Origin of the sequence: Mycobacterium sp. 050128, from assembly GCF_036409155.1 — a bacterium.
GTDB lineage: Bacteria > Actinomycetota > Actinomycetes > Mycobacteriales > Mycobacteriaceae > Mycobacterium.
The window spans coordinates 2,316,288-2,342,055 of the sequence record NZ_JAZGLW010000001.1 but is presented as its reverse complement, the minus strand read 5'-3'; the positions used below and the strand labels follow the sequence as shown (position 1 = coordinate 2,342,055).

Genomic DNA, 25,768 nt, shown 5'->3' with positions numbered 1-25,768 from the left:
ATGAACCCCCGTTCCCCCGATTGGGGGACATGCGAACATCAGTCCTGGTCCTGACCTGCGCGTAACAGCAGTCGCGCGGCGGCCGAATACGGGTCGTCCTGGCCGTCGACCACCGACTGAGCCAGCCCGTCGAGGTCCGCCCGGGTCCGCAACTGGCTTTGGGCCAGGGACAGGATTTGGGCGCGGGCTCGCGCCACCCGACGCTCACGGCTGTCGGTGCGGTGATGATCGTCGATGACGGCGACGAGGTCGGCGACACCCTCCCCTCGTGCGGCGATCAGGCTGACGATCGGCGCCTTGGTCTCAGCGCGCAGGTCCCGCACGGTCTGTTCGGCACCTTCGCGGTCGGCCTTGTTGACCGCGACGATGTCGGCGACTTCAAGCACACCTGCCTTGGCGGCCTGGACGGCGTCTCCCGCCCCGGGGTTGAGGATGACGATGGTGGGGTCGGCGACGGCGGCGATCTCGATCTCCGACTGCCCCACTCCCACGGTTTCCAGCAGCACCAAGTGGTAGCCGATCGCACCCAGCAGGCGGATGGCCGCCGGTACCGCGGCCGCCAAACCCCCGAGGTGTCCGCGGCTTGCCACCGAGCGGATCAGCACGTCAGAGTCATTGATATGCGCGGCCATTCGAATGCGGTCACCCAGTAGCGCCCCGCCACTGAACGGTGACGACGGGTCGACGGCCAGTACGGCCACCCGGCAGCCTCGCTCGCGGTAGGCGCCGACGAGGGCCGCAACCGTCGTCGACTTACCCACACCCGGCGGGCCGGTAATCCCGACGACACGCACCGTGAGAGCGCTTGCCGGGCCGATGCTGGCCAGCACCTCGTCGCGCTGGTCGCCCTCGACGAGACTGAGCAGCCGACCCGCCGCGCGCTGAGATCCGTTGCGCGCTGCGGCAATTAAGTCAGCGATCGTCATGAAGACATTATGGAGCCGCAACCTCGATGACCGTCGCGGAGCCCATGCCGCCGCCGGCACACATGGCGGCGACACCGATTCCGCCGCCGCGCCGACGCAGTTCGTGCACCAGCGTGACCAGCATCCGGGCCCCGGTGGCCGCGACCGGATGTCCGAGGCCACAACCGCTGCCGCTGACGTTCACCTTGTCCGGATCGAGCTCGAGCATCTTGATGGTCGCTACGCACATCGCAGCAAAGGCCTCATTGATTTCGAACAGATCTACATCAGAGATCGAAAGACCGCCGCGGGCAAGGGCTTTCGGGATGGCATCGACCGGCGCCAAACCAGTGATCGCGGGGTCGACGCCGACCGAAGCCCAGGACCGCACGGTAGCCAATGCCGGCAAACCCAGCTGGGCACCCAGGCGGTCACTTGCGATGACCAACGCCGCCGCGCCGTCGTTGGCACCGCACGCGTTGCCGGCGGTGATCGAAAAGCCGTCGATCTCGGGATGCAGCGGCTTGAGCCCGGCCAGCTTCTCCATCGTGGTGTCGCGGCGCGGGTGCTCGTCGACCGAGAACAGCCCGTGCGGCGTCTCGATCGCAACGATCTCCTCCTTGAAGCGGCCTTCGTCGATCGCAGCGATCGCGTTGCGATGCGACCGCAGCGCCCAGGCGTCCATCTCCTCGCGGCTGACACCCGCCTTGACCGCGGCGTTCCAGCCCACGGTGATCGACATGTCCATGTTCGGGGCATCGGGCCGGTCCGGGTGCGTCGGCGGAAACCAGTCGACCCACTCGCCGTCCACCTGGATCCGGGACCGCGGTGACGTCGACGCCGCGTTCACACCGCCGGCGATGATCAGCTCGTCCATGCCGGCGCGCACGCTTGCCGCGGCGCTCTGCACCGCGGCCTGCCCGGCCGCGCAATGCCGATTGTTGGCCAGACCGGGCACGTGAGACAGCCCCGCGGTGATGGCCGCGTGCCGGGCGACCACGCCGCCGCCGTAAAGCCCCTCACCCAGGATCACGTCGTCGACCTGCGCCGGATCCAGGTCCGTGGCCGCCTCCGAGACGACGTGGTGTGCGAGCTCGAACGCGGTGGTGTCGCGCAGCGTTCCCTTGCGGGCGGTGCCGATAGGGGTCCGCAGAGCGGACACAATGACTGCTTCAGGCACGGGTTTCTCCAGTTCAGCCAGCACAGTGCGGGGCTTCGAAAGCCGCGCGCAGATTCATGAGAATCATATTCTCTCAGGCTGAGAGTGGCAGTTGCAAGGCGGTCGCCGGACTTGCACGCGCGCGACTGCCAGACGGCGTGCGGACTCATGCGCCGCGGTCGGCATAGTCGGCCCCGCTACGGTCCGTCTCCAGGAACCTTCGGTGCGCCGTAGCGACGGCCGGCGCGTGCCCCCAGGAGAATCCCGACGCTGCGCGGCCCCATGATGACATCCGACTATTCCCCAGACGGGAAATCGTGAAGCGATTCGGCCGGGGCGATGCGCGCGCCAGTATGCCACCGGGACCGCCGCGGTCGTGCTCGCCGACTGTTAAATAATCACTAATTCTGTTGTGGCAGCGCGCGTCGCATGGCACCGGGCATATCGGCGACGCAAATTGCCCGAAACCCTCCCCGAATCGGGGCGGCTATCTAAAGTTGGTCCGCCTAGCCGTTCAGCCAGCAGTCCCGGGGGGGTCGCGTGGATCTCAATACCGTCGTCGACGTCGTCCGTCGGCCGTCCGATCGCCCGGGCACTACCTGGCGCACCGGCGATGCGTGGCTGGCCGGCGGAACGTGGCTGTTTTCTCAGCCGCAGCCCGCCGTGAATCGGCTGGTCGACCTCACCGGGCTTGGCTGGCCCAGCGTGGCGTCGAACTCCGAAGGACTCGAGATCGCCGCGACGTGCACGGTCAGAGAGCTGCACGAATTTGTGCCGCCGGATGGCTGGCTCGCCGGCAGCCTGTTGCACACCAGCTGCGAGATGTTCCTCGCGTCGGTCAAGGTGTGGAACGCCGCCACGGTGGGCGGCAACATCTGCATGTCCCTGCCCGCCGGACCGATGATCACCATGACCGTGGCACTGCAGGCGACGTATCGCCTGTGGGCCGTCGACGGAACCGAACGGACGGTTGCGGCAAAGGATTTCGTCACCGGCGATCACCAAAATGTGCTTGGGCCGGGGGAAATCTTGCGCAGCGTTCACATCCCCGAACACACCCTTGGCAGGCGCTACACCTACCGGCGCTTCACGCTGACCAAGCTCGGCCGCTCCACGATCTTCATGGTGGCCACCCAGACGCCGGCCACCGACGATCTGTTGCTCACCATCACGGCGGCCACCACGCATCCGGTGGTGCTGCAATTCGGCACCGTGCCCGACGCCGACACTTTGCAAGAACACCTGGATGCGATCCCAACGGCGTTCTGGTTCGCCGACCCCAACGGGACGCCCGAGCACCGGCGACATCTAGCAAAGCACTACGCCGAAGAAATCCGCGTCGAACTTGGGGGCGTGCGATGAGCTACACCGTAAACGGCAAGACGTTTTCGCAAGAGCCACAGCCCGGGCAGTGCCTGCGGACCTTCCTGCGTCAATTGGGCTGGTACGGCGTTAAAAAAGGTTGCGACACAGGCGATTGCGGCGCATGCACGATCTGGCTTGACGGTCGTGCCGTGAACAGCTGCATTACGCCGGCGTTCCGGGCCGACGGGCATGAGGTGACCACGATCGAGGGACTCGGTTCACCCGAAAACCTGCACCCGATGCAGCGGCAATTCCGCGACGCCCCGGGATTTCAATGCGGCTTTTGCACTCCCGGCATGATCATGACGGCAGCCGCCTTGACCGATGAACAAAAGAAGGACTTGCCGCATGGGTTGAAAGGCAACCTGTGCCGCTGCACCGGTTATCGGGCGATCGAGGATGCCGTCAATGGCGTGGCCGCGGTCGAAGAGGCAGCGCCCGGCGAGGCGATCGGTACGAGTGCGGGCGCACCCGCGGGGACCGACGTAGTGACTGGACGCGCCGAATACACAATGGACACCGAGATGGACGGCATGCTTCATCTGAAGGTCCTGCACTCACCGCATGCGCACGCGCGCATTGTCTCCATCGACAAATCCGCAGCACTGGCGGTGCCCGGGGTGCACCGCGTGTACACCTGGGAAGACGTGCCCCGCAAGCTATTCAGCACCGCGATCCACACGGATCATCTGGTCGACCCCGACGACACCTACATGCTGGACGACGTGGTGCGCTTCGTGGGCCAGCGGGTGGTCGCGGTGCTGGCCGAGACCATCGGCGCCGCCGAAGAAGGTTGCCGCAAGGTCGTGGTCGAGTACGAACTGCTGCCCGCGGTGTTCGATCCCGACGAGGCGATGAAGCTCGGTGCGCCGCAGTTGCACAGTTCCGACGACCCGTTCATTCGGGACCCGGTGCATAACATACTGGTCGAGCTGCACGGTGAGATCGGCGATGTGGCAGAGGGTTTCGCTCACGCCGACGTCATTCATGAAGGCACGTACTTCACGCCGCGGGTGCAGCACGCACATTTGGAGACGCATGGGTCAATTGCCTGGATGGAAGATGGCCGGCTGCACGTGCGGACCAGCTCGCAGTCCCCGTGGGTCTGCAAGGGCAAGCTGGAGCACCTGTTCAACTTGCGGCCGGATCAAGTGCGGGTCTTCTGCAAGCGCGTCGGTGGCGGTTTCGGCGGTAAGCAGGAAGTGATCAGTGAGGATTTGGTGGCGCTGGCCACGCTGGACACCGGCCGCCCGACATCGTGGGAATACACCCGCGAAGAGGAGTTCACCACCGCCTCGCCCCGGCATCCGATGAAGATCACCGTAAAGCTCGGTGCGCGCGCCGACGGCACGCTGACCGCCTTCCACTTCCGCAACGTGTCCAACACCGGCGCCTACGGCAATCACGGCGGGGAGACCGCGTTCGCCGGAGCCGCCGCGGTCGCGATCTACCGCTGTCCCAACAAGAAATTCGACGCCTACGCGGTGTACACCAATACCGTGCCCAGTGGCGCGTTGCGCGGCTACGGCATGACTCAACCTGCATTTGCGGTGGAGTCGGCAATGGACGAGCTAGCCGTCGCGCTGGGCATCGATTCGCTGGAGTTGCGGCGCCGCAACATCGTTCGCCCCGGTGACCCGTTGCTGGCGATCCACGTCGAGGCCGACGACGTGGAGTCCACCGAGGACACACTGTCTACGTGTATCGATCGCGTTGACGCCGCGTTGCGTTCCCACCCAACCGGGGAGGCGTTAGGTGAGGACTGGCTGATCGGCACCGGCGCAGCCAGCTCGATACACGAAACCGCACCGCCCACCGAGCACATCTCTGTTGGGCTCGCCACCCTCGGCGAAGATGGGATGTACGAGATCGCAATAGGTACTTGCGAATTCGGCGAAGGAACATCGACCGCCCACGTCCAGATCGCCGCGGCCGAGCTGGGCACCACTGCGACGCGGATCCGGCTCGTCCAGTCCGACACCGACCGCACCGGGTTCGACACCGGGGCATTCGCCAGCGCCGGACTGTTCGTCGCAGGCAACGCGGTGCTGCGGACTTCGATCGCGCTGCGCGACCGGATCTTGCGCTTCGCTTCCGAGCACACCGGCGTCGACCTTGCGTCGTGCACGATGGACGACGACGCGGTGCGCTGCGGCGACGCCCGAGTCATGCTGACGGAACTGGCGGCCGCCGCCGCGGGCCGCGGCGTGCTGTTGACCGAATCGCGCAAGGCATATGGTTCGCCGCGCAGTCTCGCCTGCAATACGCACGGCTTTCGTATCGCGGTACACCGGATAACCGGGGAGATCCGCATCCTCTACAGCGTGCACGCCACCGATGCCGGAGTAGTCATCAATCCGCAACAGGTCCGCGGACAGATCGAAGGCGGTGTGACCCAGGGCCTTGGCTTCGTGCTGACCGAGCACCATATGGTGGACGAGAACGGCGTGATGATCAATCCGACGCTGCGCAACTACCGCATCCCGACCTACGCCGACGCTCCACGTACGGAGGTAATCCTGGTCGATTCCACCGACTCGGCGGGCCCCCTGAGGTCCAAGGGGATCGCCGAAATGTGCATCAACCCGGTCGCGCCCGCGATGGCCAACGCGGTTTACCACGCGACCGGCGTCCGATACCGTGAGCTGCCGTTAACCCCGGACCGGATCTTTGCGGCCCTGCAGTCACGCCGACTGATCCCGACCGTCTGAGCGCGACGGACATCGAATGACCTCCAAGGAAATTACCGACAACGTCGCCACTGTGATCATCGGCGAAACAGTCCGCCCAGGTTGCGAAGAGGCTTTTCTCACCTGGCAGCAGAGGCTCAACACCGCGGCGTCGCGCTATCCGGGATTCATTGCCGCGGAGATCAATCCGCCGACGACCTTGCAGCCGCAGTGGTCGCTGATTTACCGCTTTGATTCACTGCCGAATCTGCGGGCATGGGTCAACAGCGCCACGCGTCAGGACGGGCTCGCTGAAGGGCAGCGCTACCTCGAGTGCCCCTCCACCCAACAGGTCATCACAGGCGGCGCGACGCCCCCCGATACTTTGGTCACAACGGTGGTGACCCATCGCGTCAAGCCCGAGCATGTCGATGAATTCCTATCCTGGCAGGAACGACTTCGTTTGGCGGAGAGCAAATTTCCGGGCTTCCATGGTTCTGAGATCTTTCGACCGATCGAGGGCGTGCAAGACGAATGGACCGCGCTCTACCGCTATGACAGCGCTGCTGACCTGGACGGGTGGCTGACGTCGGCGGAGCGCCAACAGCTTCTCGACGAGGGAAAGAAGTTCAGCGACTTTCGGTTACGCACGCTCGATAACTCCTTCGGCAGTTGGTTTACCTTCGACGAGCCCGCCGGCCAGGTGCGCGGTCCATCGCCGGCGAAGACGGCGATTTCAGTGTGGGTCGGCTTGTATCCGACAGCGATGCTGCTCACTCTCGCGATGGCGCCGGCAAGGCTACCGCTTTGGCAGGGAATGCTGATCGCAAACCTAATCTCCAGCGGCATCATGACCTTTTTCACGATGCCGTTTTATGTGAACCGGTTGTTGAAACGGTGGCTTTACCCGACCCCCGGCACACCGATGTCGGCGATCAACGTTCGCGCAGCCCTGTTGATCACCACGTTGATGGGATTTTGGGTGGTGCTGTTCTGGCTGGTGACCACCGTGTTCTGGAAGCTGCCGTGAGAACCGCGCGCCGGCACGGATCGAAACCAGATGACGTCATTGCCTGCGGCATAACCGAGAAAGGGAAGTGACCACCATGACCGAATCCAACGCCCGCACGGTGCCGGACTTCATGCGCCCAGTAGTCGCCGACGAGCCACCGGCGAGCGCGCGCGCCGTGGCCGAGCGCGCGGTCCTCGCCCTGAACGAGTCCATGTTGACGATCTACGACGCATCTCTGGAGATTTTCAAAAAGAACATGCGCGACCAGGTGCCCATCATCCTGGCGCTGTTCACCGGGCAGGGCGGACAGATGATCCTGTACCCGCCAGGACAGCCAGCCGAAGTCGCGCCGTCGGTGCCGATCGTGTACCAACTGTTCAAGTCGGTGGGCCACAGCACCATGGCCATCTACGAGATCGTCTCGCCCTATGTGTCAAACGCCTACGAGAACCAGCTGTGGCGGCCCCCGCTCGAGATGTACCGAGCGCAAAACCAGACCGCTCTGGAAAGCCTTGACGCCCTGAATGTTTCCGATGATGACCGCTCCCTGCTGCGCACGATTCTGCAGAACAATCTGGCCTTCATGGACGAGTGCGTCGCCAGAGGGGGTTACAGCTACGAGGACGTGGAGAACTACATCCGCGACACCACACCCCATTCGGCCAAGACGATCGGTGTCGCCTCGAGCGCCCAGGTAGGCCACTGGGTGAAGGTCATCGAGGGATGGAAGACCAAGCTTGGCGACGACTGGGAGCGCACCTACGGGGTCAGCAACTCGCTGTACGTCGCGCGGCAGAACAACATCCTCTTCAGCGTCCTCGTCCAATTCATGGGCACCGAGACCATGGGTGACCGGCTATTGCTGATCGAGACACCGGAATTCGAGACCACCCCCGAGAAGATGCTCGACGTGCTTGGCCGCATCGTCGCCGACCGCTCACTAGGTCAGGTCTTCTTCCGTGACTACTTCCTCATGGACGTCGAGCTTCTCGGTGGTGGCGGCCGCGCCGCGATCGAACGTGAGATGGCCGACCGGGGCCGGGAAGCGTTGCTGCCACCCCTGGTGCCGTTTAGATCCAACGACTGGCCGTGGAAGACCGACCCGGCTAAAGGGACCGGCCCGTCGCGGCTGGAGGATGCGTTAGCGTGCCCGGTACGCCCAAAGCCGGTCGGATGACGTCCGGTTCGAGGACTCCCATGGATTTCGCACAGCGCGCCATTGACATCGCCCGCACCAGTGTCGCCGAGGGTGGGCTGCCGTTCGGGACCGTCATCGTCAAGGACGGGGAAATCCTCGCCGAGGGCCGAAATCTCGTCCCCGAGACCCATGACCCCACCGACCATGCGGAGATTCGCGCCATCCGCGAAGCATGCAGGAAGCTGGGCACCGAGTACCTGACCGGCTGTACGGTCTACGCCATCGCCCATCCATGCCCGATGTGCCTGGGAGCGTTGTATTCCTGCGCGCCAGACGAAGTCGTCTTTACGGCCAGCCGCGAGGACACCGGGCCGTACCTGGCCGGCGGCCACAACAAGTACTTCGAACCCGACAGTTTCTACGGTGAGTACGCCAAGCCGTGGGACCAGCGTCGTCTGCCGATGCGGTATGAGCCCTACGATGACGCGCTCGACGTCTACAAGCTCTTTCACGAACGCAAGAGCGGCGGTCGAGAGTAATGACGGCGTCAGCCCCGGGTGGAAATCCGATCAAAATCGGTGCCGTGCTGCCCTGATCGTTCCGGGCCACCAGCTCTCCCGGACCCAAGAGCGGCCACGCTAGCGGTTTCGCGGCCTCTTGGGGGAGACGCACCGGTTCGACGAGGTATTGCGGAATTTCCTGCGCGACCACGACGGCGTTGCCGCTGGTGAGCGGTCAGGGTGACCGACACCACAGCAGACGCGCCGATTTAAACGTTGGTGCGCCCGAATCTTCGGGTACGGGGCAGTAGACCCGCAAACGAACGAAAGGGGCTCCATCATGAGTGAGCGCGACAATGGACTCGTGGAAGGCATCAAGGGCGTCGTCGAGGACGCGATCGGCAAGACCAAGGAGATCGTCGGCATCCTGATCAGCCACGAGGGTCTTCGCAAGGAAGGCCGCGCCCAGCAGGACAAGGCCAAGGCGCAGCGCGACGTGGCCAAGAAAGAGGCTCAGGCTGAGGCCGCCCGCGGGGCGGAGAAGACGGCCGAGGCCCGCGAAAAGGCTGCGGCCAAGAGCTAGTTACGCCCGTCAAAGAGCTGAGTCGCGTTGTGCGGCTCAGTTCTTTGCGGCGTTGAACTTCGCGACGTTGGCCCGGAAGTCCTCGGTCAAAAAAGATTGACTCTCGGCCGACAGGGCGTAGTCCAGGCTGGCCAGCACCGCCCGTTCCAGGTGGATGTTGAGCACCCGCTTCGTGCTCTCGACCGCCTGTTGCGGTAGCTCCAAAATCTTTTTGGCGCAAGCGATCGCCTCCGCGAGCGGGTCGGCGGCCACGTGGTTGGCCAGCCCGAGTTCCACAGCGCGCTGTGCCTTGATGCGAGCGCCGGTCAGCGCGTACTCCTTGGCCAGCAGCAGGCTGATGTGCAGCGGCCAGGTAAGCGGGCCACCGTCGGCGGCGACCAAACCGACCTGTACGTGTGGGTCGGCGAGGTAGGCATCCTCGGCGATGTAGACGAGGTCGCTCAGCGCGACCAGGCTGCAGCCGAGACCGACGGCTGGCCCATTTACCGCCGCCACCACGGGAATTCGGCAGCGCGCCATACCCAGCACAATCTCGCGGCCGTCGCGAATGGTCTTGGCCCGCAGCTCCGCATCGTTCGAGAGCTCCTCGAGATACCCGAAGTCACCGCCGGCCGAGAATGCCCTGCCGGCACCCGTGATCACCGCGGCGCGGGCGGCGGGGTCGTCGGTCAATCGCTGCCATATCCGCGCCAGCCCGGAGTGCAGGTCGTCGTTGACCGAGTTCAGCGAGTCCGGCCGGTTCAGCGTGATGATTCGCAGTGCACCGTCGGCACGGACGTCGATTTCAGCAGGCATGTCGTACACGTCAGACTCCCAATCCCAAGATGCGCGAAGCAATGATGTTTTTCTGTATCTGTGATGTTCCGCCCATGACGCTCTGCGCGCGGCTGTACAGGTAAGCGCTCAGCAGATCCGGATCGCGGGTCCCGGCGACCGCCAGAGCGGCGTGCCCCACGGATTGTTCGACCCAGGTCATCAGCAGCTTGTCCAGCGAGCCTTCCGACCCGTGCGACACCCCGTCCAGCTGCTCGGACAACCGCCGCCGCACGTGGTGGGTCAACATGTCCGATTGAACAGCGGCCCAGGCCAGCTCTTCGGGAACCGAACCTTCGCCATTATCCCAGCGCGCCAACAGTTCTCGGACAAGCTTGCCGTACCGCGCGGCATAGCCGAGAGTCGAGGGCTCGCGTTCGTGTCCCACGACGGTCATTGCAACGGCCCAGCCGTCACCGGGAGCACCGACCATCCGATCCGCCGGCACCGTGGCACCGTCGAAGAACACCTGGCCGAATTCGTTGGTGACGCCGTTCATCATCTGCAGCGGGCGTTGTTGCACGCCAGGCTGCTTCATCGCGATCACAAACGCCGAAAGGCCCCGGTGTCGCTTCGCGTCGGGATCGGTGCGGGCCAGCAGCAGGCACCAGTCGGCCACGTCGGAGTAGCTGGTCCAGATCTTGTGTCCGCGGATGACATAATTGTCGCCGTCGCGGGTGGCGGTGGTGGTCAGCGACGCCAGATCCGAGCCGGCTCCGGGTTCGCTGAAGCCCTGGCACCAGCGCTCGGTGCCGTTGATGATGCCGGGCAGGAAGCGCTTGCGGACCTCATCGCTGGCGTGCTCACCGATGCCGTACACCAGATAGCCGACGCTGGGCCGCGGCGGAGCGCCCGCCCGCACCAGCTCCTCGTCGACGATGACGTCGTACACCGGCGCCAGGTCCTGCCCGCCCCAATCGCGTGGCCAGGACAGGCCGAAAAAGCCGTTCTCGTACAGGGCGCGGTGCCAGTCGGCCATCCGCGCCCAGTACTCGTCGCCCGATCCGGAGAATTCCTTGGCGTGCGCCGAAAGCCAGGTGCGCAGTCGCTCGCGGAAGGCGGCCTCTTCGGGTGAGTCACGAAAGTCCAAGATCGATCTCCTTCAAGGTGACGGGCCACAGCTCCGTCGATGTCAGGGCGCGGCGCAGGTAGACGTGCGCGATGCACTCCCAGGTATTGCCGATGCCGCCGTGTACCTGAACCGCGGTCTCACACACGGTTCGGGTGGCACGCGCGCAGTAGACCTTCGCGATCTGCGCGGCCCGGATGGCTTGCGCCGGCTCGAGTTCGTCGACGCCCCACGCGGCATGCCGCAGCACGCTGACCGAACCTTCAATCAGGGCAAGGCTTTCCGCCAGGAGGTGGGCAATGGCCTGATACGAGCCGATCTGCTTGCCGTACTGTTCACGAATTTTGGCGTAGTCACACGCGACGGCCTGTGCGCCCCGGGCGATTCCGACCAGGTCTGCCGTTGTGGCGGCCAGCGCGAGCGCATACCATCGGGCCGCGTCGTCGGCGGCCAGCTCGCCCAGCGTCTCGGGAGAGCCGCCCAATTCGGCGTGGGCTCTGGTCAGGTCGGCACCGGCGCACGCGGTACCGGGGTCTGCGGCCAGCACTGTGGTGCCGGACAGCGATAGAACGCGCCGGGCGCCGCGCGCGTCGATCGCGCGGCCGTCCACCGCCACCGTCGCTTCGGCGGCGTCGGTCCCGATGCGGTGGGCCAGGTCGTCGGCCAGCACCGGGCCGAGAAACGGGGTGTCGACCAACCGGCGGCCGAATTCCTCAGCGACGATCGCGACTTCGACGCCCGAGGCTCCGTCGGAGCGCAGCGACCTCCAGCCCGTCGCCACAATCTGCTTGTCCAGCCTGGTGATTCGGCTGTCGTCGTCAAGGTCGGTAACCGTGGCCGGCCCGAGATCATCGGCCAGCTTTGCGGCCGCATCCCGCAACTGTTGCTGTTCAGCTGTCAGACGTACATCCATAGCGCTCCTTCAGCACTCGGCGCAGCACCTTGCCCGAGGGCAGGCGAGGAATATCGGGTACGAAAACGACGCGGCTCACATGTTTGTAGGACGCCAGCTTCTCATCCACCCGGGCGGTGAGGTCGGCGGCGTCGACGGGAGCCCGGGTGGCCACCGCGGCGACGACGGCTTCCCCGTTGGCCCCGTCCGGAATGCCAAACACCGCACAGTCTTTGACGGCGGGATGCCCATGCAGCACCGTCTCGATTTCGGCCGGCGCAACCTGGAAGCCACGCACCTTGATCATCTCCTTGAGGCGGTCGGTGATCCGCAGCCAACGATCGGCGTCGAGCCAGCCGACGTCCCCGGTGCGATACCAGCCGTCGCACACCGCCTCGCCGGTCGCCGCCGCCGGCAGGTAGCCGGCCATCAGTGAGCTTGACCGCGCCTGGATCTCACCGACCTCGCCCGGGCCGACCGGCTCGCCGGTCTCCAGCGATACGACCCGCAACTCCACCCCCGGTACCGGATGCCCGACAGTGTCGAGCCGGGCACCGTCGAGCGGATTGCAGGCAATGACAGGCAGTTCCGTGGTGCCATAGGCCGGGACCCATCCGACGCCGGTGCGCCGTGTCACGGTCTCGGCGACGCTGGTGCTGACCGGCGTCGCGCCCCACATGATGAAGCGCAGCGACGACAAATCGTACGACTCGAGCGTCGGGTGCGAGGCGATGGCCAAGGCGATGGGCGCGACCGCCATTTCGATTGTGATGCGGTCTGTTTCGATGTGATGCAGCATCGAGTCGATATCGAAGCGGCGGTGCAGGCGCAGCCAGGCGCCGGTGCGCAGCGCAGTCACGATGTTGAGCAGACCGAGGATGTGCGACGGCGGCGTGACAACCTGGATGCGGTCCTGACGGCTGAGTTGCAGCGCGTCGCGCCAGTGCCGCACGGCGTCGGTCAATGCGGCGTGAGTGTGCCGGACCGCCTTGGGCAGACCGGTGGTACCCGAACTGAACACCAGCACCGCATCGGCGCGCGGCGGGGTGGACATCGGCGTCGGCTCGGCGGGGGCGATCGGATCGTCCAGGTGCAGCATCGGCATCAGCCCGGCCAGCACCGGATGATCCCCGACCGCGTGACTGGGGTCGGTCAGCGACAGCGCGTGGTCGACCTCGTCGTGCTTCCACGCGGGACTGATCAGCGCCGCCGTGGCACCCAGCCGCCAGATCCCCAGCAGGACTGCGACGAACTCCGGCCGGTTCGAGGACATGACTGCCACCCGCTGGCCCGCGGTGACACCGATTTTGCCCAGGGCCGCGGCCAGACTGTTGGCCATCGCGTCGAGCTCAGGCAGGCTGACATGCCGTTCCTCGAACACGAGCGCGGCCGGCTCGGTCACGTCCTGTCCTTTCCCGCAGGCCAGGCTGACCCGACATCGGCGCAGTAGAGAAGATGCTATCGATTAGTGAGAATAGTATTCTCTATACTGAAGAACGCAAGTATGGGCGGGGCGGCCGGCGGTGGAACCCGAAGCGTTCCAGCGCGCGGCGATCACCGCGACGATCGAGGAGACTCCAAGGGTGCCAGAACCCACATCGAACGGTGCCGAGCCCGGCACGGTGACGATCTACCTGGAACGCAAGAAGGCGTCGGTGCCGCTGGTTCCAGGCGAAACGCTCCTGGAAAGCGCACGGCGGGCCGGGCTGGATCCCCCGTTCAACTGCGAGGCCGGCAACTGTGGCACCTGCATGGCCCGCCTCGAGAGCGGGCACGCCACGATGCGGATCAACGACGCTCTCGACGACGACGAAGTGGACGAAGGCTACATTTTGACGTGCCAGGGCGTACCCGATTCGGATTCGGTCACGGTGCGCTACGAATAGTCACGAAAGAGGTTGGCGACAATGGCCAAGGGCATCATCCTGGTGGAGAGTCGACCCAGTTCGCCCGAACGCGACCAGGAGTACAACACCTGGTACGACGAAGTCCATCTGCCCGAACTCGTCGCTCTCGACGGATTCGTCTCAGCGCGGCGACTGCGTCCGGTCAACGCCGAAGGCCCCTATGTCGCCATCTACGAGATCGAGGGCGACGACTTGCAGGCCGTCCTGGACAACATGATCGCCAACGCCGGGCAGCTGACGATGTCGGATGCATTGCTGCTCGATCCCGCGCCGATCCCCCGGCTGCTGGCGACGACGACCGAGTGCGACGGCTAGCCGAATTCGGCTGCGCCGCTGTATGGGAGAGGAACCCTGATGGATGTCGATGACCTGATCCTGGTGAGCATTGACGATCATGTGGTCGAGCCGCCGGACATGTTCCTGCGCCACGTGCCCGCCAAGTACAAGCCCGAGGCGCCGATCGTCGTGGTCGACGACAAGGGTGTCGACCAGTGGATGTATCAGGGCAGGCCGCAGGGCGTAAGCGGGCTGAACGCCGTGGTGTCGTGGCCGGCCGAGGAATGGGGTCGCGATCCCGCCGGTTTCGCGGAGATGCGCCCCGGCGTCTACGACGTCCACGAACGCGTTCGGGATATGAACCGCAACGGCATTCTCGCGTCGATGTGCTTCCCGACGTTCACCGGCTTCTCCGCGCGACACCTCAACATGCACCGCGAGGAGGCGACGCTGGTGATGGTGTCGGCCTATAACGACTGGCATATCGATGAGTGGGCCGGCGCCTACCCCGGACGGTTCATCCCGATCGCCATCTTGCCGACCTGGAGCCCGGAGGCGATGTGCACCGAGATCCGCCGGGTGGCGGCCAAGGGCTGCCGGGCGGTGACGATGCCGGAATTGCCCCACCTGGAAGGGCTTCCGAGCTACCACGACGAGAACTACTGGGGCCCGGTGTACCGGACGCTGTCCGAAGAGAACGTGGTGATGTGTCTGCACATCGGCACCGGATTCGGGGCGATCAGCATGGCCCCCAACGCACCGATCGACAACATGATCATTTTGGCCACCCAGGTGTCGGCGATGTGCGCCCAGGACCTGCTGTGGGGTCCGGCGATGCGCAACTACCCCGACCTGAAATTCGCCTTCTCCGAGGGGGGCATCGGCTGGATCCCGTTCTACTTGGACCGCAGCGACCGCCACTACACCAACCAGAAGTGGCTGCGCCGCGACTTCGGCTCTCAACTGCCCAGCGACGTGTTCCGCGAGCACTCACTGGCCTGCTACGTTACCGACAAGACCTCACTCAAGCTGCGCCACGAGATCGGCATCGACATCATCGCCTGGGAATGCGACTATCCGCACAGCGATTGCTTCTGGCCCGACGCACCCGAGCAGGTGCTCGCCGAGCTGCGTGCCGCCGGCGCCGACGACTCCGACATCAACAAGATCACCTGGGCTAACTCCTGCCGGTTCTTCAGCTGGGACCCCTTCGCCCACACCGCCCGCGAACAGGCGACCGTTAAAGCCCTGCGCGCCAAAGCGGCTGACGTGGACGTGTCCATCCGGCCGCGGGCCGAGTGGGCGCGGCTCTACGAGGAGAAGCAGGCTGCCGAGGCCAACGCCTAACGCCGAACGTCGGCTTGGCTAGCCTAGTTCGGCCAGCGCCGGCGCCCATCGCTCTAATTGCCTGATGCCCGAGTCGAATTCGATACCGATCGGCAGCAGCAGCGCTACATGATCGGCACCGGCGGCAAGGTGCTCGCGCACTTGTCCGGCGATGGCAGCGTCGGGCCGATCGACCTCGACGGCCATTCCGACCACCAAAAGCTTCTCGGGCCCCAGCGACTGCCGGGCGTGTGCCGTGAAATCGGGAGTCGACATGGCCGGCAGTGCCCCGTCGGCAATGTCCCCAGCAAGCGCAAGCATTTTCGGGCCGTTGGCCGCGACGATGCGGGCAAAGGCCGTATCGGGCGCCGGCGGCCAAGTGGGCGCGTTCATCCCGTCGAGGTAGTCCCGCATCGTGACCACGCGGTCGCCGAATTCGCGTCCGACGCTGGCCGCCTGCTCGCGATACCCTACCCCCAGTCCCAGTACGAACCGGCCTGGATATGCCTGGGCCAGTTGGGCGGCCGCGGCGTTCATGGTCTGGGCCGGCCGGGCCCAGATGTTGGCGATGCACGTGCCGAAAGTCATCCGCTCGGTGGCGGCAAGCAGCGTGGCGAGCAGTACCAGAGCATCCTTTCCGATGACCTCGTTGGTCCACACCGCGCGGTGTCCGGCCCGCTCCAACCTGCCCACCGCCGCACGCTGCAGGTCGATGGACAGCGCGTCTGTGAGCGAGACCGGCAGGCAGACGCCTAACGTTCCCAACGCTTTTCGGGAATCATCGACGATCGAGTCAGCCATGGTGTCGCTCATTCGCCGAAGTAGTGGCCGGCTTCCAGGTCCTCGAGCAGGGCCGCCCGTTCCGGCTGCCAGTCAAGCACCTTCTGCGTCAAGGCGCTCGACGTCGGATTGTCCAGTGCCGCAAACAGCGCGAGGAAACCGAAATGGCCGGCTTCGTCGACCGGGATGCTGACCACCGGGACGTTCAGGTGGCGGCCGATCACCGTGGCGATGTCCCGGAATGGCACCCCCTCGTCGGCGACCCCGTGCAAACGCGTTCCCGGAGGCGCCTTTTCGAGCGCCAACCGGTACAGATGGGCGGCGTCCAGCGTGTGGACCGCCGGCCAGCGGTTGGCCCCGTCGCCGATGTAGGCGGACTTGCCGGCGTCGCGCGCCGTGCCGATGAGGTGGTGGGCGAAGCCGTGGTGGTCCAAGTCGCTGTGGACCAACGGAGAAAGCCGGATCACGGACGATCGCACCCCCGAGTCGGCCAGCGCGATCACCGCGTTCTCCGAGTCGACCCGCGGTCCGCTGGGCAGTGTGTCCTGTTCGGTGCCGAGACCGCCCTGCCCCAACATCGAGAGCAGCAGCGTGCCCGAGGTGCTGACGAAGGGCCGGTCGGACCCGGTGAGCGCCTCCCCGATTGCCCGCACGGCGCGCAGGTCGGTCTCGGCCGCACCCAGGAAGTCGTCGAAGTCGTGTTTGAACGCGAGGTGAATGACACCGTCGGAGGCCGCGGCGGCGTCTCGCAAGCCGTCGAGGTCGTCGAGGTCACCCCGGTGCACTCTGACGCCCTTCGCCGCGAGCGCCGCGGCGGACTCGTCGGAGCGCGCCAGTCCGGTGACTTGATGCCCGGCTTGCAAGAGTTCGTCGACGACGGCCGAACCGATGTGTCCGCTCGCGCCGGTCACAAAGACATGCATAAATGTTCCCTTTCGTTGTTCGCTGTTCGCGACTTCAAGTCAAGGAGCTCACCGGACTGCCTGTCCAAGGCCTGTTTCACATGACGCGATACCGAATCGGCATCACCGCACGTTATAGGGCTAACAGGTCTAGGAGCTGTCGCGTGGGCGGATACACTTCACGCATGACCGATTCGGCGTTGCCGGTGATCGATCTCGACCTGCGACTGGTCGGGTACTTCGTCGTGGTCGCCGAACGGCGACACTTCGGCCGGGCCGCGAGCGCACTGCGGGTCGCGCAGCCGTCGTTGAGCCGTCAGATCCGCCGGCTCGAGCAGCAGCTGGGCGTTCGTCTGCTGGATCGCACGCCGCAGGGCACCCGGCTGACGGGGGCCGGGGAGGTGTTCCTGCCGCGAGCCAAGGCCCTACTGCGTTCGGCCACTCAGGCCGCCGCACAGGCCCGGGCCGCCGCCGAGCCCAGCCGCATTGCGATCGGATACACGACCGGGATGATCGTCACCCCCGCGGTGCGCGAGATGCGCCGCGAACATCCCGACGCCGAAGTGCAAGTGTCGCACCTGGATTGGGGCCAGGCCCTTGACGCCCTGCTTGGTCATCGGGTGGACGCCGTCGTCACCCGGTTTCCGTTTCCGACCGACGGGCTGCACGTGACGATCCTCTATGACGAGCCCCGGGTACTGGCGGTGCCCGTCGACCACCGCCTGGCGGGCCGCGATTTCGTGACCCTCGACGACATCGCCGACGAGCCGATGCCGCGGGTGCGCAACTCCGACCCGGCCTGGAGTGCTTACTGGCGGATCGATCCCCGTCCCGACGGGCGCCGGGCTCCCGATGGACCATTCATCGACGCGCTCGAGGACAAGTTCGAAGTCATCGCCTCCGGGCAGGCGGTGGCCATCACGGCCGGCTTCCACGGCAACGCGCTGCGACCCGACATCACCACGGTGCCGCTGAAAGGCGTCGAACCCTGCCACGTCGTCTTGGCGACGCGCGCCGGGGATCGCAACCGGCTGGTGGCGGCGTTCCGCAAGCTGGCCGAAGCACACCTCACCGGCCCGGTCCAGGCGTAACCGCGCTCACTCCGGCAGATCCGGCGGCGGCCGATAGTCGGGCTGATACCCGGAAACGTGGATCGGGCTGCCGACGAGGCGGAAATCCCCCGCCGTCACAACCACTTCCGGCGTCGCATCGAGCGCTTCGGGCAGGGTCCGGACGGCGGCCGCCGGAACACCCAACGGGCGCAGTCGTCCTTCCCATCCGGCGGCGCTGTCGGTCGCCAGCATCGCCGTGACCACCGCCAGCACTTCGTCGCGGCGAGCGACTCGCTCGGCCATCGTTTCGAAGCCCCCGATGCCCGCTTCGGCGGCAAACGACTTCCAGAAACCGTCGTGCGTGATGAACAGCGCCAGGTACCCGTCGGCAGTCGGAAATAGCTGGGCCGGAACGTAATACGAGTGGGCCCCGTACGGCCGGCGCTGGGGCTCGATGCCGCTGTTGAGGTAGGCCGACGCGTGATAGTTCAGTTGCGACAGCATCACGTCGCGCAGCGACACATCCACCTGCCCACCGGTTCCGGAGATGATCTTGGCCAAAAGCCCCAGTGCCGCACTCATTCCGGTGGAGTTGTCTGCCGAGGAGTAGCCGGGCAGCGTCGGCGGCCCGTCCGGGTCACCGGTCAGCGCGGCGGTGCCGACACCGGCCTGCACCACGTAATCGAATGCCGGGTCGTCGCCGCCGTACAGCCCGAATCCGGTGATCGCGACGCAGACGATCCGCTCGTTGTGCCGTCGCAGCTCGCCATAGGTGAGCCCGAGGCGCCGAATGGCCGACGGCTTCAGGTTCACCAGCAGCGCATGCGCCTGGCCGACCAGCTCACCCAACCGTTGCTGTCCCGCATCGGAATTCAGGTCCAAGGAGATGCTGGACTTGTTGCGGTTGAGGCTGGCGAAGTAGGTGGCGCCGACGCTGCGAGAGATCTCACCGCCGGCGGGCTCGATCTTGGTGACCTCGGCACCGAGATCGGCGAGCAGCATGGTGGCGTACGGACCCGCCAGCATGGTGCCGACTTCGAGGATGCGTATCCCTGCCAGCGGCCCGATGTTGCTGGCAGTCAACGCAATCCCGCTGCGAGCGAGGCGATCACTTCGCGGGTGCGGCGCTTGGAAGCGACCAACTCGTCGCGGTTGTCGCCAATGGGCAACAGCCGCACCGACAAGTCGGTCACACCGGCGTCGGCGAACCGCCGCATCCGGGCGAGGATCGCTTCCTCGTCCCCTGCCGCACACAAATCACCGACGTCGCGCGCGTCGCCGCGGTCGAGCAGGCGCTGATAGTTGGGCGACACCTCGGCCTCGCCCAGGATTCGGTTGGCCCGCTCCTTGGCCTCGTCGACTTGTGAAGGCGCACAGAGACATACCGGGATACCAGCGACGACCCGCGGCGCGGGACGACCGGCGTCCGCGGCCGCCTTGGTGATCTTCGGTGCGATGTGATCACCGATCGCGCGCTCGTCGGCCATCCACAGCACGGTGCCGTCGGCGAGTTCACCGGCGATCTGCAGCATCACCGGTCCCAGCGCGGCGACCAGGACCGGCATCGGGGTATCGGCCCCGATCGCCATTGGGTTGTGCACGGTGAACGAGTCATTCTCGACGTCAACCGATCCCGGCCCGGCAACCGCGGCGTTGAGCACCTGCAGGTAGTCGCGGGTGTAAGCGGCCGGCTTCTCGTACGGCAAGCCGAGCATGTCGCGGATGATCCAGTGATGCGACGGTCCCACCCCTAGCGCCAGCCGTCCACCGGCCACCGCATGCGTCGAAAGCGCCTGGCGGGCAAGTGCAATCGGATGCTGGGCCTGCAGCGGCACCACCGCGGTACCCAGCTCGATGCGCGAGCTGTGCGCGGCCATCAACGACACCATGGTCAGGCAGTCGAAGTCGTTGGGCACCTGCGGCATCCACGCGGTATCCAGACCCGCGGATTCGGCCCATTCGATATCGGAGGCGAGCTTGTCCACCTTGCGCGTCATATCGCCACGCTCGGCGCCGATCATCACTCCGACGCGCATGGTTCCTCCGTGGCTGATTGCTTCGGTTCAATTTCCGCGGTGCCGGTCAGTGCGCGGATGTCCCGCACCAGGTTCTCGAGCGGTGTGCCGGTCGGGAATACGGCGGCGGCGCCGGCGGAGATCAGCTTGGGGACATCGGCGTGCGGGATGGTTCCCCCGACGACCACGGCGATGTCGGCGGCGTCAGCGGCGCGCAACGCTTCGACAGTCCGGGCGGTGAGCGCCAGATGCGCACCGGACAGGATGCTCAGGCCGACGACGGCGACGTCTTCCTGCACCGCGATCGACGCGATGTCTTCGATGCGCTGCCGGATGCCGGTGTAGATGACCTCGAATCCGGCATCGCGCAGGGTACGGGCGACGATCTTGGCGCCGCGGTCGTGTCCGTCGAGGCCGGGTTTCGCGACCAGGATTCTTACCGCCATCTAGAACACCACCGGTTGCTGGAACTCGCCCCAGACCGCCTTGAGTGCGGAAACCATTTCCCCGACCGTGCAGTAGGCGTTGGCGCAGTCGATCAACTTGTGCATTAGATTGTCAGTTCCCTCGGCGGACTGCGACAGTGCCTTAAGCGTGGATTCGACTGCAGCCGAATCCCTTTCGGCCTTCACCTTGGACAGCCGCTTGAGCTGTAAGTCACGCCCTTCGGCATCGAGCTCATAGGTGACGACATCGTGTTCGGGCTCCTCGGTCACGAACCGGTTGACCCCGACGACCGGTCGGGTGCCGGCTTCGACGTCGCGGTGCAGGTTGAAGGCTTCGTCGGCGATCAGGCCCTGCAGGTAGCCGTCCTCGATGGCGTGCACCATGCCGCCGTGGCGCTCGAGGTCGGCCATGATTTCGATGATGCGCGCCTCGGTGGCATCGGTCAGCGCCTCCACGAAATACGAACCGCCGAGCGGGTCGGCGACGCTGGCTACGCCGGTTTCGTGCGCCAGGATCTGCTGGGTGCGCAGCGCCAGTGTCGTGGTCTCCTCGGTGGGCAGGGCGAACGGCTCGTCCCAGGCCGCGGTGAACATCGACTGCACACCGCCGAGCACCGCGGCCATCGCCTCGTAGGCCACCCGGACGATGTTGTTGTGCGCCTGCGGCGCATACAGCGAGGCACCACCGCAGACGCACCCGAAACGGAACATCGCCGCCTTGGCCGTCGTGGCGCCGTAGCGCTCCTGCACGATGGTCGCCCAACGCCGCCGTCCCGCACGGTATTTGGCGATCTCTTCGAAGAAATCTCCGTGGGTGTAGAAGAAGAACGAGATCTGCGGAGCGAACTGGTCGATCGTCATGCGACCGCGCTCCACCACGGTGTCGCAATAGGTCACCCCGTCGGCCAGGGTGAAGGCCATCTCCTGCACCGCGTTGGCACCGGCATCGCGGAAGTGCGCTCCGGCCACCGAAATCGCGTTGAACCTCGGCACCTCGGCGGCACAGAACTCGATGGTGTCGGCGATCAGCCGCAGCGACGGTTCCGGTGGCCAGATCCAGGTTCCTCGCGACGCGTACTCCTTGAGGATGTCGTTCTGAATGGTCCCGGTGAGCTTCGCCCGCGGAATCCCTTTTTTCTCGGCGGCGGCAACGTAGAACGCCAGCAAGATCGCCGCCGTTCCGTTGATCGTCATGCTCGTGCTGAGCTTGTCCAGCGGGATGCCCTCGAACAAGATCTCGAAGTCGGCCAGGGTGTCGACCGCGACGCCGACCCGGCCGACCTCCTCGCCGAACTCCGGGTCGTCGGAGTCGTATCCGCATTGAGTGGGCAGGTCGAGCGCCACCGACAGCCCGGTCCCGCCTTGCTCCAGCAGGTAGCGGTAGCGGCGGTTGGATTCCTCGGCAGTGCCGAAGCCGGAGTACTGGCGGAAAGTCCACAACTTGCCGCGATAACCCGACGCGAAGTTGCCCCGGGTGAAGGGGAACTCTCCGGGCGCCGGAGGCTCCGCGCCCCTATCCGCCGGCCCGTACACGGGCTGCAGCGGGATGCCAGACGGAGTGTGGGCCGTATTATCCATCGATGAATAACGTACTTGCAAAAAAAGAGAATGCCAATACCACGTGTTGACCTGGTCAAACACGTGACAGACCTGTACAGAGGGAGAGGGAATGGCCGACAACAAGCTCGCCGACCGCACTGTGGTGATCTCCGGCGGCAGCCGGGGCATCGGACTCGCGATCGGAATCGGCGCGGCCCGCCACGGCGCCAACGTAGTGCTGCTGGCCAAGACCGACACCCCGCATCCCCGCCTGCCCGGGACCGTGCACACCGCGGCCGCCGAGGTCGAGGCCGCCGGCGGCAAGGCGCTCGCGGTCGTCGGCGACGTCCGCCGCGAGGAGGATGTGCAGCGCGTGGTCGACGCCGCGGTGCAGCGGTTCGGCGGCATCGACGTCTGCGTGAATAACGCCAGCGCCATCGCGGTGGAACCGACGGCCGTGCTGTCGGCCAAGAAGTACGACTTGATGCAGGAGATCAATCTGCGCGGCACCTTCCTGCTGACCAAGGCATGCGTGCCTCACCTCCAGAAATCCGCCAACCCGCATGTGCTCACCATCTCGCCGCCGATCAACATGAACCCGCGCTGGCTCGGCGCCCACCCCGCCTACACACTGTCGAAGTACGGGATGACGCTGCTGTCGCTGGGCTGGGCGGCGGAATTCGCCTGCCAAGACGGCAAAGACGGAATCGGCGTGAATTGCCTTTGGCCGCAAACCTATATCGCCACCGCAGCAGTGGCAAACATGGCCGATGGCGACAAATTGGCCGAGTCGTCGCGCAGCCCCGAGATCATGGCCGACGCCGCCGTAGAGATCGTCTCTCGGCCCGCTGCCGAAGCCACCGGCAATTGCTACATCGATTCCGAAGTCCTGCAATCGGCCGGGGTCACGGACCTGTCCAGGTACGGCGGCGGGGAGCAGCCGATACCCGACCTTTTCCTGGATTGACCGTTAAGCTGCTGACACCAGCGACCGGCGACTAGCGCCGACGGAGGTCGACGTGACGGTTTCCAGGCCATCAGCGGCTGACATCGAGGCTGCTGCCCAGCATTTCGGCTTTTGCCTGGACGCCGACGAGCAACGGGGTTACCTGGCGGCCGTGACGGAAACGCTGAGGTCCTACGACGTGGTCGATGAGCTCTACGATCTGCTCGATCGCCCGCACGTGCCGGAACGCGAATACCAGTTCCCAGAACCGGCCGATAACCCACTGGGCGCCTGGTATGTCACCACCCGGATCGCGTCCGGCGCCGACGGGCCCCTATCGGGCCGGCAGGTGGCGATCAAGGACAACATCGCGGTCGCCGGGATTCCGATGATGAACGGATCACGAGCGATGGAGGGTTTCGTCCCCGGGCTCGACGCGACGGTCGTCGAGCGCCTGCTCTCCGCCGGGGCCACCGTCGCCGGCAAGAGCGTCTGCGAGGATCTGTGTTGCTCAGGTTCCAGCTTCACCTCCGCCTCCGGCCCGGTACGCAATCCCTGGGCCACGGATCGCGAGACGGGCGGATCATCCAGTGGCAGTGCGGCATTGGTGGCCGCCGGTGAGGTCGAGCTGGCCATCGGCGGCGATCAGGGCGGATCCATTCGGATCCCCGCGGCGCTGTGCGGAATCGTCGGACACAAGCCGACGCACGGGCTCGTCCCCTACACCGGTGCGTTCCCGATCGAGCGGACGATCGACCACCTCGGTCCGATGACGCGGACCGTCGCCGACACAGCGCTGATGCTCACCGTGCTGGCCGGAGCTGATGGCCAGGACCCGCGCCAGTGGCCGCCGATACCCACACTCGACTATCTCGATGCGCTCACCGGTGATGTGGCCGGTCTACGGGTGGGCATTCTCGCCGAGGGGTTCGGATGGCCCAACTCGCTGCCGGAGGCAGACGACCTGGTCCGGTCTGCGGCACAGCGGTTCACCGAAATCGGCTGCACCGTAAACGAGGTCAACGTGCCCTGGCACCGCAATGCCTTGCACCTCCTCACGGTCATCCTCACCGACGGTGGCACCTATCAGATGCTGGACGGCAACGGATACGGGCTCGGCGTGCCAGGATTCTACGATCCAGAACTTATGGCGCACTTCGCAACACAGCGTGCCGCGAAGTCTGACGAATTCTCCAGCACCGTGAAGGTGACGGCACTGTGCGGCCATTACGGGTTGCGCACGCTGGGCGGCACCTCGTATGCGAAGGCGCGCAATCTGGTACCGCAGGTGCGCGCGGCCTACGGCGCGGCGCTGGCCCAATACGATGTGTTGGTCATGCCCACCGTGCCCGGCGTCGCAAATGTGCTGCCCGAGGGAAGCCCGCGAGACGTCGCGTTGATTGCACGCGCCCTCGGTAAAGCATTCAACACCGGGCCGATGGATATCACCGGCCATCCGGCGATATCGGTGCCGGCCGGCCTGGTCGACGGGCTGCCGGTGGGAATGATGCTGGTGGGCAAGCACTTCGACGACGCCACCGTGCTCAAGCTCGCCGATGCCTTCGAATCGCTGCACGGCGGCTTTCCCGCAGCACCGGGCCTCGAATCATAAAGTCATGCGCGGCAGACGATCTCGCCGTGCGGCATCGCCAGCCAACCGTCTTTCGCCGCGGCCCACTCCCGCCATGCCGCCGAGATCTCCTCGAGCTGCGCGGTAGTGGCCAGGCCGAACCGCAGAATGTCGCCGGCGATGCCGGAGTGCAGGATTCGGTCGGCCCACATTCCACCCCACCACTCGCGGGCCTCGGCCGTGGCATAACACCAGAGGCTGCCGGTGGGCGTGACGTCGTCGAAGCCCGCGTCCAGCGCCCATGACAGCAACCGCCGGCCGGCGTCCGGTTCACCGCCGTTGACACGCGCGGCCTGCTGGTAGATATCGCGCCAAAAGTCCAGTGCCGCAAGGCGTGGATGCCAGATGAACCCCGCATAGTCGGCATCTCGAGCCGCCACTATGCCGCCGGGCGCACACACCCGTCGCATCTCGCGTAGCGCCCGGACCGGATCGGCGACGTGCTGTAGCACCTGGTGCGCGTGCACGACATCGAACGTGCCGTCGGCGAAGTCGAGCCGCTCCACGTCGGCGGTTGCGAACGTGACATTGGACAGGTTGCGCTGCCGGGCCTCGCTGCGGGCCACGTCGAGGACATCAGCGAATTGATCGACGGCCGTGACCGATCCGGGCGCCACGATGCCGGCGAGGTCCGCGGTGATCGTGCCGGGGCCGCAGCCCACATCGAGGAGCGTCAGCCCCGGCTTCAGGTAGCCCAGCAGATAACTCGCGGAGTCCGCTGCGGTGCGCCGCTGATGGCTGCGCAGCACCGACTCGTGATGTCCGTGCGTGTAGCTGGCCCGGTCGTTCATGCCGCAAGCCTACAAGCGTGTGGTCATATTATGAAACTATCGTCTCATATCAT

25 protein-coding genes are annotated in these 25,768 nt (G+C 65.8%); 12 read left to right on the top strand and 13 right to left on the bottom strand.

Features of this window, described 5'->3' with window-relative positions:
• Window positions 1-38 precede the first annotated feature (38 nt).
• On the bottom strand, window positions 39-926 hold the full coding sequence (locus SKC41_RS11270; RefSeq protein ID WP_330977703.1) for an ArgK/MeaB family GTPase: 888 nt from the start codon (window positions 924-926) through the stop codon (window positions 39-41).
• Between the two features lie 7 nt (window positions 927-933).
• Window positions 934-2,085 (bottom strand): thiolase family protein, encoded by a 1,152-nt coding sequence (locus SKC41_RS11265; RefSeq protein ID WP_330977702.1) that lies wholly within the window; start codon window positions 2,083-2,085, stop codon window positions 934-936.
• Between the two features lie 519 nt (window positions 2,086-2,604).
• On the opposite strand from SKC41_RS11265, the gene SKC41_RS11260 reads away from it, so the two are divergent.
• The 6 genes from SKC41_RS11260 (at window position 2,605) to mbp1 (ending at window position 9,331) form a co-directional block, all read left to right on the top strand.
• Window positions 2,605-3,426, top strand: a complete 822-nt coding sequence (locus SKC41_RS11260) for an FAD binding domain-containing protein (protein ID WP_330977701.1) — start codon at window positions 2,605-2,607, stop codon at window positions 3,424-3,426.
• Window positions 3,423-6,140 carry a molybdopterin-dependent oxidoreductase gene (locus tag SKC41_RS11255; RefSeq protein WP_330977700.1) on the top strand — a complete coding sequence of 906 codons (2,718 nt, stop codon included), beginning with the start codon at window positions 3,423-3,425 and terminating at the stop codon, window positions 6,138-6,140. Before SKC41_RS11260 ends, SKC41_RS11255 begins: the two co-directional genes overlap by 4 nt.
• Before the next feature lie 16 nt (window positions 6,141-6,156).
• Window positions 6,157-7,128 (top strand): antibiotic biosynthesis monooxygenase, encoded by a 972-nt coding sequence (locus SKC41_RS11250; protein ID WP_330977699.1) that lies wholly within the window; start codon window positions 6,157-6,159, stop codon window positions 7,126-7,128.
• A 76-nt stretch (window positions 7,129-7,204) separates the two neighbouring features.
• Window positions 7,205-8,287, top strand: a complete 1,083-nt coding sequence (locus SKC41_RS11245) for a hypothetical protein (RefSeq protein ID WP_330977698.1) — start codon at window positions 7,205-7,207, stop codon at window positions 8,285-8,287.
• Between the two features lie 20 nt (window positions 8,288-8,307).
• Window positions 8,308-8,787 (top strand): nucleoside deaminase, encoded by a 480-nt coding sequence (locus SKC41_RS11240; protein ID WP_330977697.1) that lies wholly within the window; start codon window positions 8,308-8,310, stop codon window positions 8,785-8,787.
• 301 nt (window positions 8,788-9,088) lie between these two features.
• Window positions 9,089-9,331, top strand: a complete 243-nt coding sequence (gene mbp1 / locus SKC41_RS11235; RefSeq protein WP_330977696.1) for a microaggregate-binding protein 1 — start codon at window positions 9,089-9,091, stop codon at window positions 9,329-9,331.
• Between the two features lie 36 nt (window positions 9,332-9,367).
• Here the strand turns inward: mbp1 and SKC41_RS11230 are convergent, their stop codons facing one another.
• The 4 genes from SKC41_RS11230 to SKC41_RS11215 are packed head-to-tail and all read right to left on the bottom strand — an operon-like array spanning window position 9,368 to window position 13,507.
• The gene (locus SKC41_RS11230) at window positions 9,368-10,135 is read right to left on the bottom strand and encodes an enoyl-CoA hydratase/isomerase family protein (RefSeq protein ID WP_330977695.1); all 768 of its coding nucleotides are present in this window, start codon (window positions 10,133-10,135) and stop codon (window positions 9,368-9,370) included.
• Window position 10,136: 1 nt separating this feature from the next.
• The gene (locus SKC41_RS11225) at window positions 10,137-11,234 is read right to left on the bottom strand and encodes an acyl-CoA dehydrogenase family protein (protein WP_330977694.1); all 1,098 of its coding nucleotides are present in this window, start codon (window positions 11,232-11,234) and stop codon (window positions 10,137-10,139) included.
• Complete coding sequence (locus SKC41_RS11220) at window positions 11,221-12,126, bottom strand: acyl-CoA dehydrogenase family protein (protein ID WP_330977693.1); 906 nt, start codon at window positions 12,124-12,126, stop codon at window positions 11,221-11,223. The genes SKC41_RS11225 and SKC41_RS11220 overlap by 14 nt, the downstream gene beginning before the upstream one ends.
• Window positions 12,104-13,507: a class I adenylate-forming enzyme family protein gene (locus SKC41_RS11215; RefSeq protein WP_330977692.1), complete on the bottom strand. Its 1,404-nt coding sequence runs from the start codon at window positions 13,505-13,507 to the stop codon at window positions 12,104-12,106. Before SKC41_RS11215 ends, SKC41_RS11220 begins: the two co-directional genes overlap by 23 nt.
• 121 nt (window positions 13,508-13,628) lie before the next feature.
• Here SKC41_RS11215 and SKC41_RS11210 point away from each other — a divergent pair, with 121 nt between their 5' ends.
• The 3 genes from SKC41_RS11210 to SKC41_RS11200 are packed head-to-tail and all read left to right on the top strand — an operon-like array spanning window position 13,629 to window position 15,635.
• Window positions 13,629-13,991 carry a 2Fe-2S iron-sulfur cluster-binding protein gene (locus SKC41_RS11210; RefSeq protein WP_330977691.1) on the top strand — a complete coding sequence of 121 codons (363 nt, stop codon included), beginning with the start codon at window positions 13,629-13,631 and terminating at the stop codon, window positions 13,989-13,991.
• Between the two features lie 21 nt (window positions 13,992-14,012).
• Window positions 14,013-14,327, top strand: a complete 315-nt coding sequence (locus SKC41_RS11205) for a hypothetical protein (RefSeq protein ID WP_330977690.1) — start codon at window positions 14,013-14,015, stop codon at window positions 14,325-14,327.
• Between the two features lie 39 nt (window positions 14,328-14,366).
• Window positions 14,367-15,635: an amidohydrolase family protein gene (locus tag SKC41_RS11200; protein WP_330977689.1), complete on the top strand. Its 1,269-nt coding sequence runs from the start codon at window positions 14,367-14,369 to the stop codon at window positions 15,633-15,635.
• 18 nt (window positions 15,636-15,653) lie between these two features.
• Here SKC41_RS11200 and SKC41_RS11195 read toward each other — a convergent pair whose 3' ends face one another.
• Together SKC41_RS11195 and SKC41_RS11190 are read right to left on the bottom strand one after the other, a co-directional pair.
• A complete protein-coding gene (locus SKC41_RS11195; RefSeq protein ID WP_330977688.1) occupies window positions 15,654-16,415 on the bottom strand; it encodes an LLM class flavin-dependent oxidoreductase in 762 nt (253 codons plus the stop codon).
• A gap of 8 nt (window positions 16,416-16,423) precedes the next feature.
• Complete coding sequence (locus SKC41_RS11190; protein ID WP_330977687.1) at window positions 16,424-17,317, bottom strand: SDR family oxidoreductase; 894 nt, start codon at window positions 17,315-17,317, stop codon at window positions 16,424-16,426.
• Between the two features lie 164 nt (window positions 17,318-17,481).
• Between SKC41_RS11190 and SKC41_RS11185 the strand changes: the two genes are divergently transcribed.
• Window positions 17,482-18,387, top strand: a complete 906-nt coding sequence (locus tag SKC41_RS11185; RefSeq protein WP_330977686.1) for a LysR substrate-binding domain-containing protein — start codon at window positions 17,482-17,484, stop codon at window positions 18,385-18,387.
• 6 nt (window positions 18,388-18,393) lie between these two features.
• Here the strand turns inward: SKC41_RS11185 and SKC41_RS11180 are convergent, their stop codons facing one another.
• Genes SKC41_RS11180 through SKC41_RS11165 form a run of 4 tightly spaced genes read right to left on the bottom strand, consistent with a single transcriptional unit; the run spans window position 18,394 to window position 22,387 of the window.
• Complete coding sequence (locus SKC41_RS11180) at window positions 18,394-19,431, bottom strand: CaiB/BaiF CoA transferase family protein (protein WP_330977685.1); 1,038 nt, start codon at window positions 19,429-19,431, stop codon at window positions 18,394-18,396.
• Window positions 19,428-20,384, bottom strand: a complete 957-nt coding sequence (locus tag SKC41_RS11175; RefSeq protein WP_330977684.1) for an LLM class F420-dependent oxidoreductase — start codon at window positions 20,382-20,384, stop codon at window positions 19,428-19,430. Before SKC41_RS11175 ends, SKC41_RS11180 begins: the two co-directional genes overlap by 4 nt.
• The gene (locus SKC41_RS11170; RefSeq protein ID WP_330977683.1) at window positions 20,369-20,809 is read right to left on the bottom strand and encodes a cobalamin-dependent protein; all 441 of its coding nucleotides are present in this window, start codon (window positions 20,807-20,809) and stop codon (window positions 20,369-20,371) included. Before SKC41_RS11170 ends, SKC41_RS11175 begins: the two co-directional genes overlap by 16 nt.
• Window positions 20,810-22,387, bottom strand: a complete 1,578-nt coding sequence (locus tag SKC41_RS11165) for a methylmalonyl-CoA mutase family protein (protein ID WP_330977682.1) — start codon at window positions 22,385-22,387, stop codon at window positions 20,810-20,812.
• A 91-nt stretch (window positions 22,388-22,478) separates the two neighbouring features.
• On the opposite strand from SKC41_RS11165, the gene SKC41_RS11160 reads away from it, so the two are divergent.
• Both SKC41_RS11160 and SKC41_RS11155 read left to right on the top strand, forming a co-directional pair.
• Window positions 22,479-23,315, top strand: coding sequence for an SDR family oxidoreductase (locus tag SKC41_RS11160; RefSeq protein WP_330977681.1), 837 nt, complete (start codon window positions 22,479-22,481; stop codon window positions 23,313-23,315).
• 52 nt (window positions 23,316-23,367) lie between these two features.
• On the top strand, window positions 23,368-24,906 hold the full coding sequence (locus SKC41_RS11155; RefSeq protein ID WP_330977680.1) for an amidase: 1,539 nt from the start codon (window positions 23,368-23,370) through the stop codon (window positions 24,904-24,906).
• A 2-nt stretch (window positions 24,907-24,908) separates the two neighbouring features.
• On the opposite strand, the gene SKC41_RS11150 is transcribed toward SKC41_RS11155, so the two are convergent.
• Complete coding sequence (locus SKC41_RS11150; RefSeq protein ID WP_330977679.1) at window positions 24,909-25,715, bottom strand: methyltransferase domain-containing protein; 807 nt, start codon at window positions 25,713-25,715, stop codon at window positions 24,909-24,911.
• Window positions 25,716-25,768 lie beyond the last annotated feature (53 nt).

Coding starts and splice junctions, on each gene's coding strand:
- SKC41_RS11270 (WP_330977703.1), bottom strand. CDS start 926: ATGACGATCGCTGACTTAATTGCCGCAGCGCGCAACGGATCTCAGCGC.
- SKC41_RS11255 (WP_330977700.1), top strand. CDS start 3,423: ATGAGCTACACCGTAAACGGCAAGACGTTTTCGCAAGAGCCACAGCCC.
- SKC41_RS11250 (WP_330977699.1), top strand. CDS start 6,157: ATGACCTCCAAGGAAATTACCGACAACGTCGCCACTGTGATCATCGGC.
- SKC41_RS11245 (WP_330977698.1), top strand. CDS start 7,205: ATGACCGAATCCAACGCCCGCACGGTGCCGGACTTCATGCGCCCAGTA.
- SKC41_RS11240 (WP_330977697.1), top strand. CDS start 8,308: ATGGATTTCGCACAGCGCGCCATTGACATCGCCCGCACCAGTGTCGCC.
- mbp1 (WP_330977696.1), top strand. CDS start 9,089: ATGAGTGAGCGCGACAATGGACTCGTGGAAGGCATCAAGGGCGTCGTC.
- SKC41_RS11220 (WP_330977693.1), bottom strand. CDS start 12,126: ATGGATGTACGTCTGACAGCTGAACAGCAACAGTTGCGGGATGCGGCC.
- SKC41_RS11205 (WP_330977690.1), top strand. CDS start 14,013: ATGGCCAAGGGCATCATCCTGGTGGAGAGTCGACCCAGTTCGCCCGAA.
- SKC41_RS11200 (WP_330977689.1), top strand. CDS start 14,367: ATGGATGTCGATGACCTGATCCTGGTGAGCATTGACGATCATGTGGTC.
- SKC41_RS11195 (WP_330977688.1), bottom strand. CDS start 16,415: ATGGCTGACTCGATCGTCGATGATTCCCGAAAAGCGTTGGGAACGTTA.
- SKC41_RS11190 (WP_330977687.1), bottom strand. CDS start 17,317: ATGCATGTCTTTGTGACCGGCGCGAGCGGACACATCGGTTCGGCCGTC.
- SKC41_RS11185 (WP_330977686.1), top strand. CDS start 17,482: ATGACCGATTCGGCGTTGCCGGTGATCGATCTCGACCTGCGACTGGTC.
- SKC41_RS11175 (WP_330977684.1), bottom strand. CDS start 20,384: ATGCGCGTCGGAGTGATGATCGGCGCCGAGCGTGGCGATATGACGCGC.
- SKC41_RS11170 (WP_330977683.1), bottom strand. CDS start 20,809: ATGGCGGTAAGAATCCTGGTCGCGAAACCCGGCCTCGACGGACACGAC.
- SKC41_RS11165 (WP_330977682.1), bottom strand. CDS start 22,387: ATGGATAATACGGCCCACACTCCGTCTGGCATCCCGCTGCAGCCCGTG.
- SKC41_RS11160 (WP_330977681.1), top strand. CDS start 22,479: ATGGCCGACAACAAGCTCGCCGACCGCACTGTGGTGATCTCCGGCGGC.
- SKC41_RS11150 (WP_330977679.1), bottom strand. CDS start 25,715: ATGAACGACCGGGCCAGCTACACGCACGGACATCACGAGTCGGTGCTG.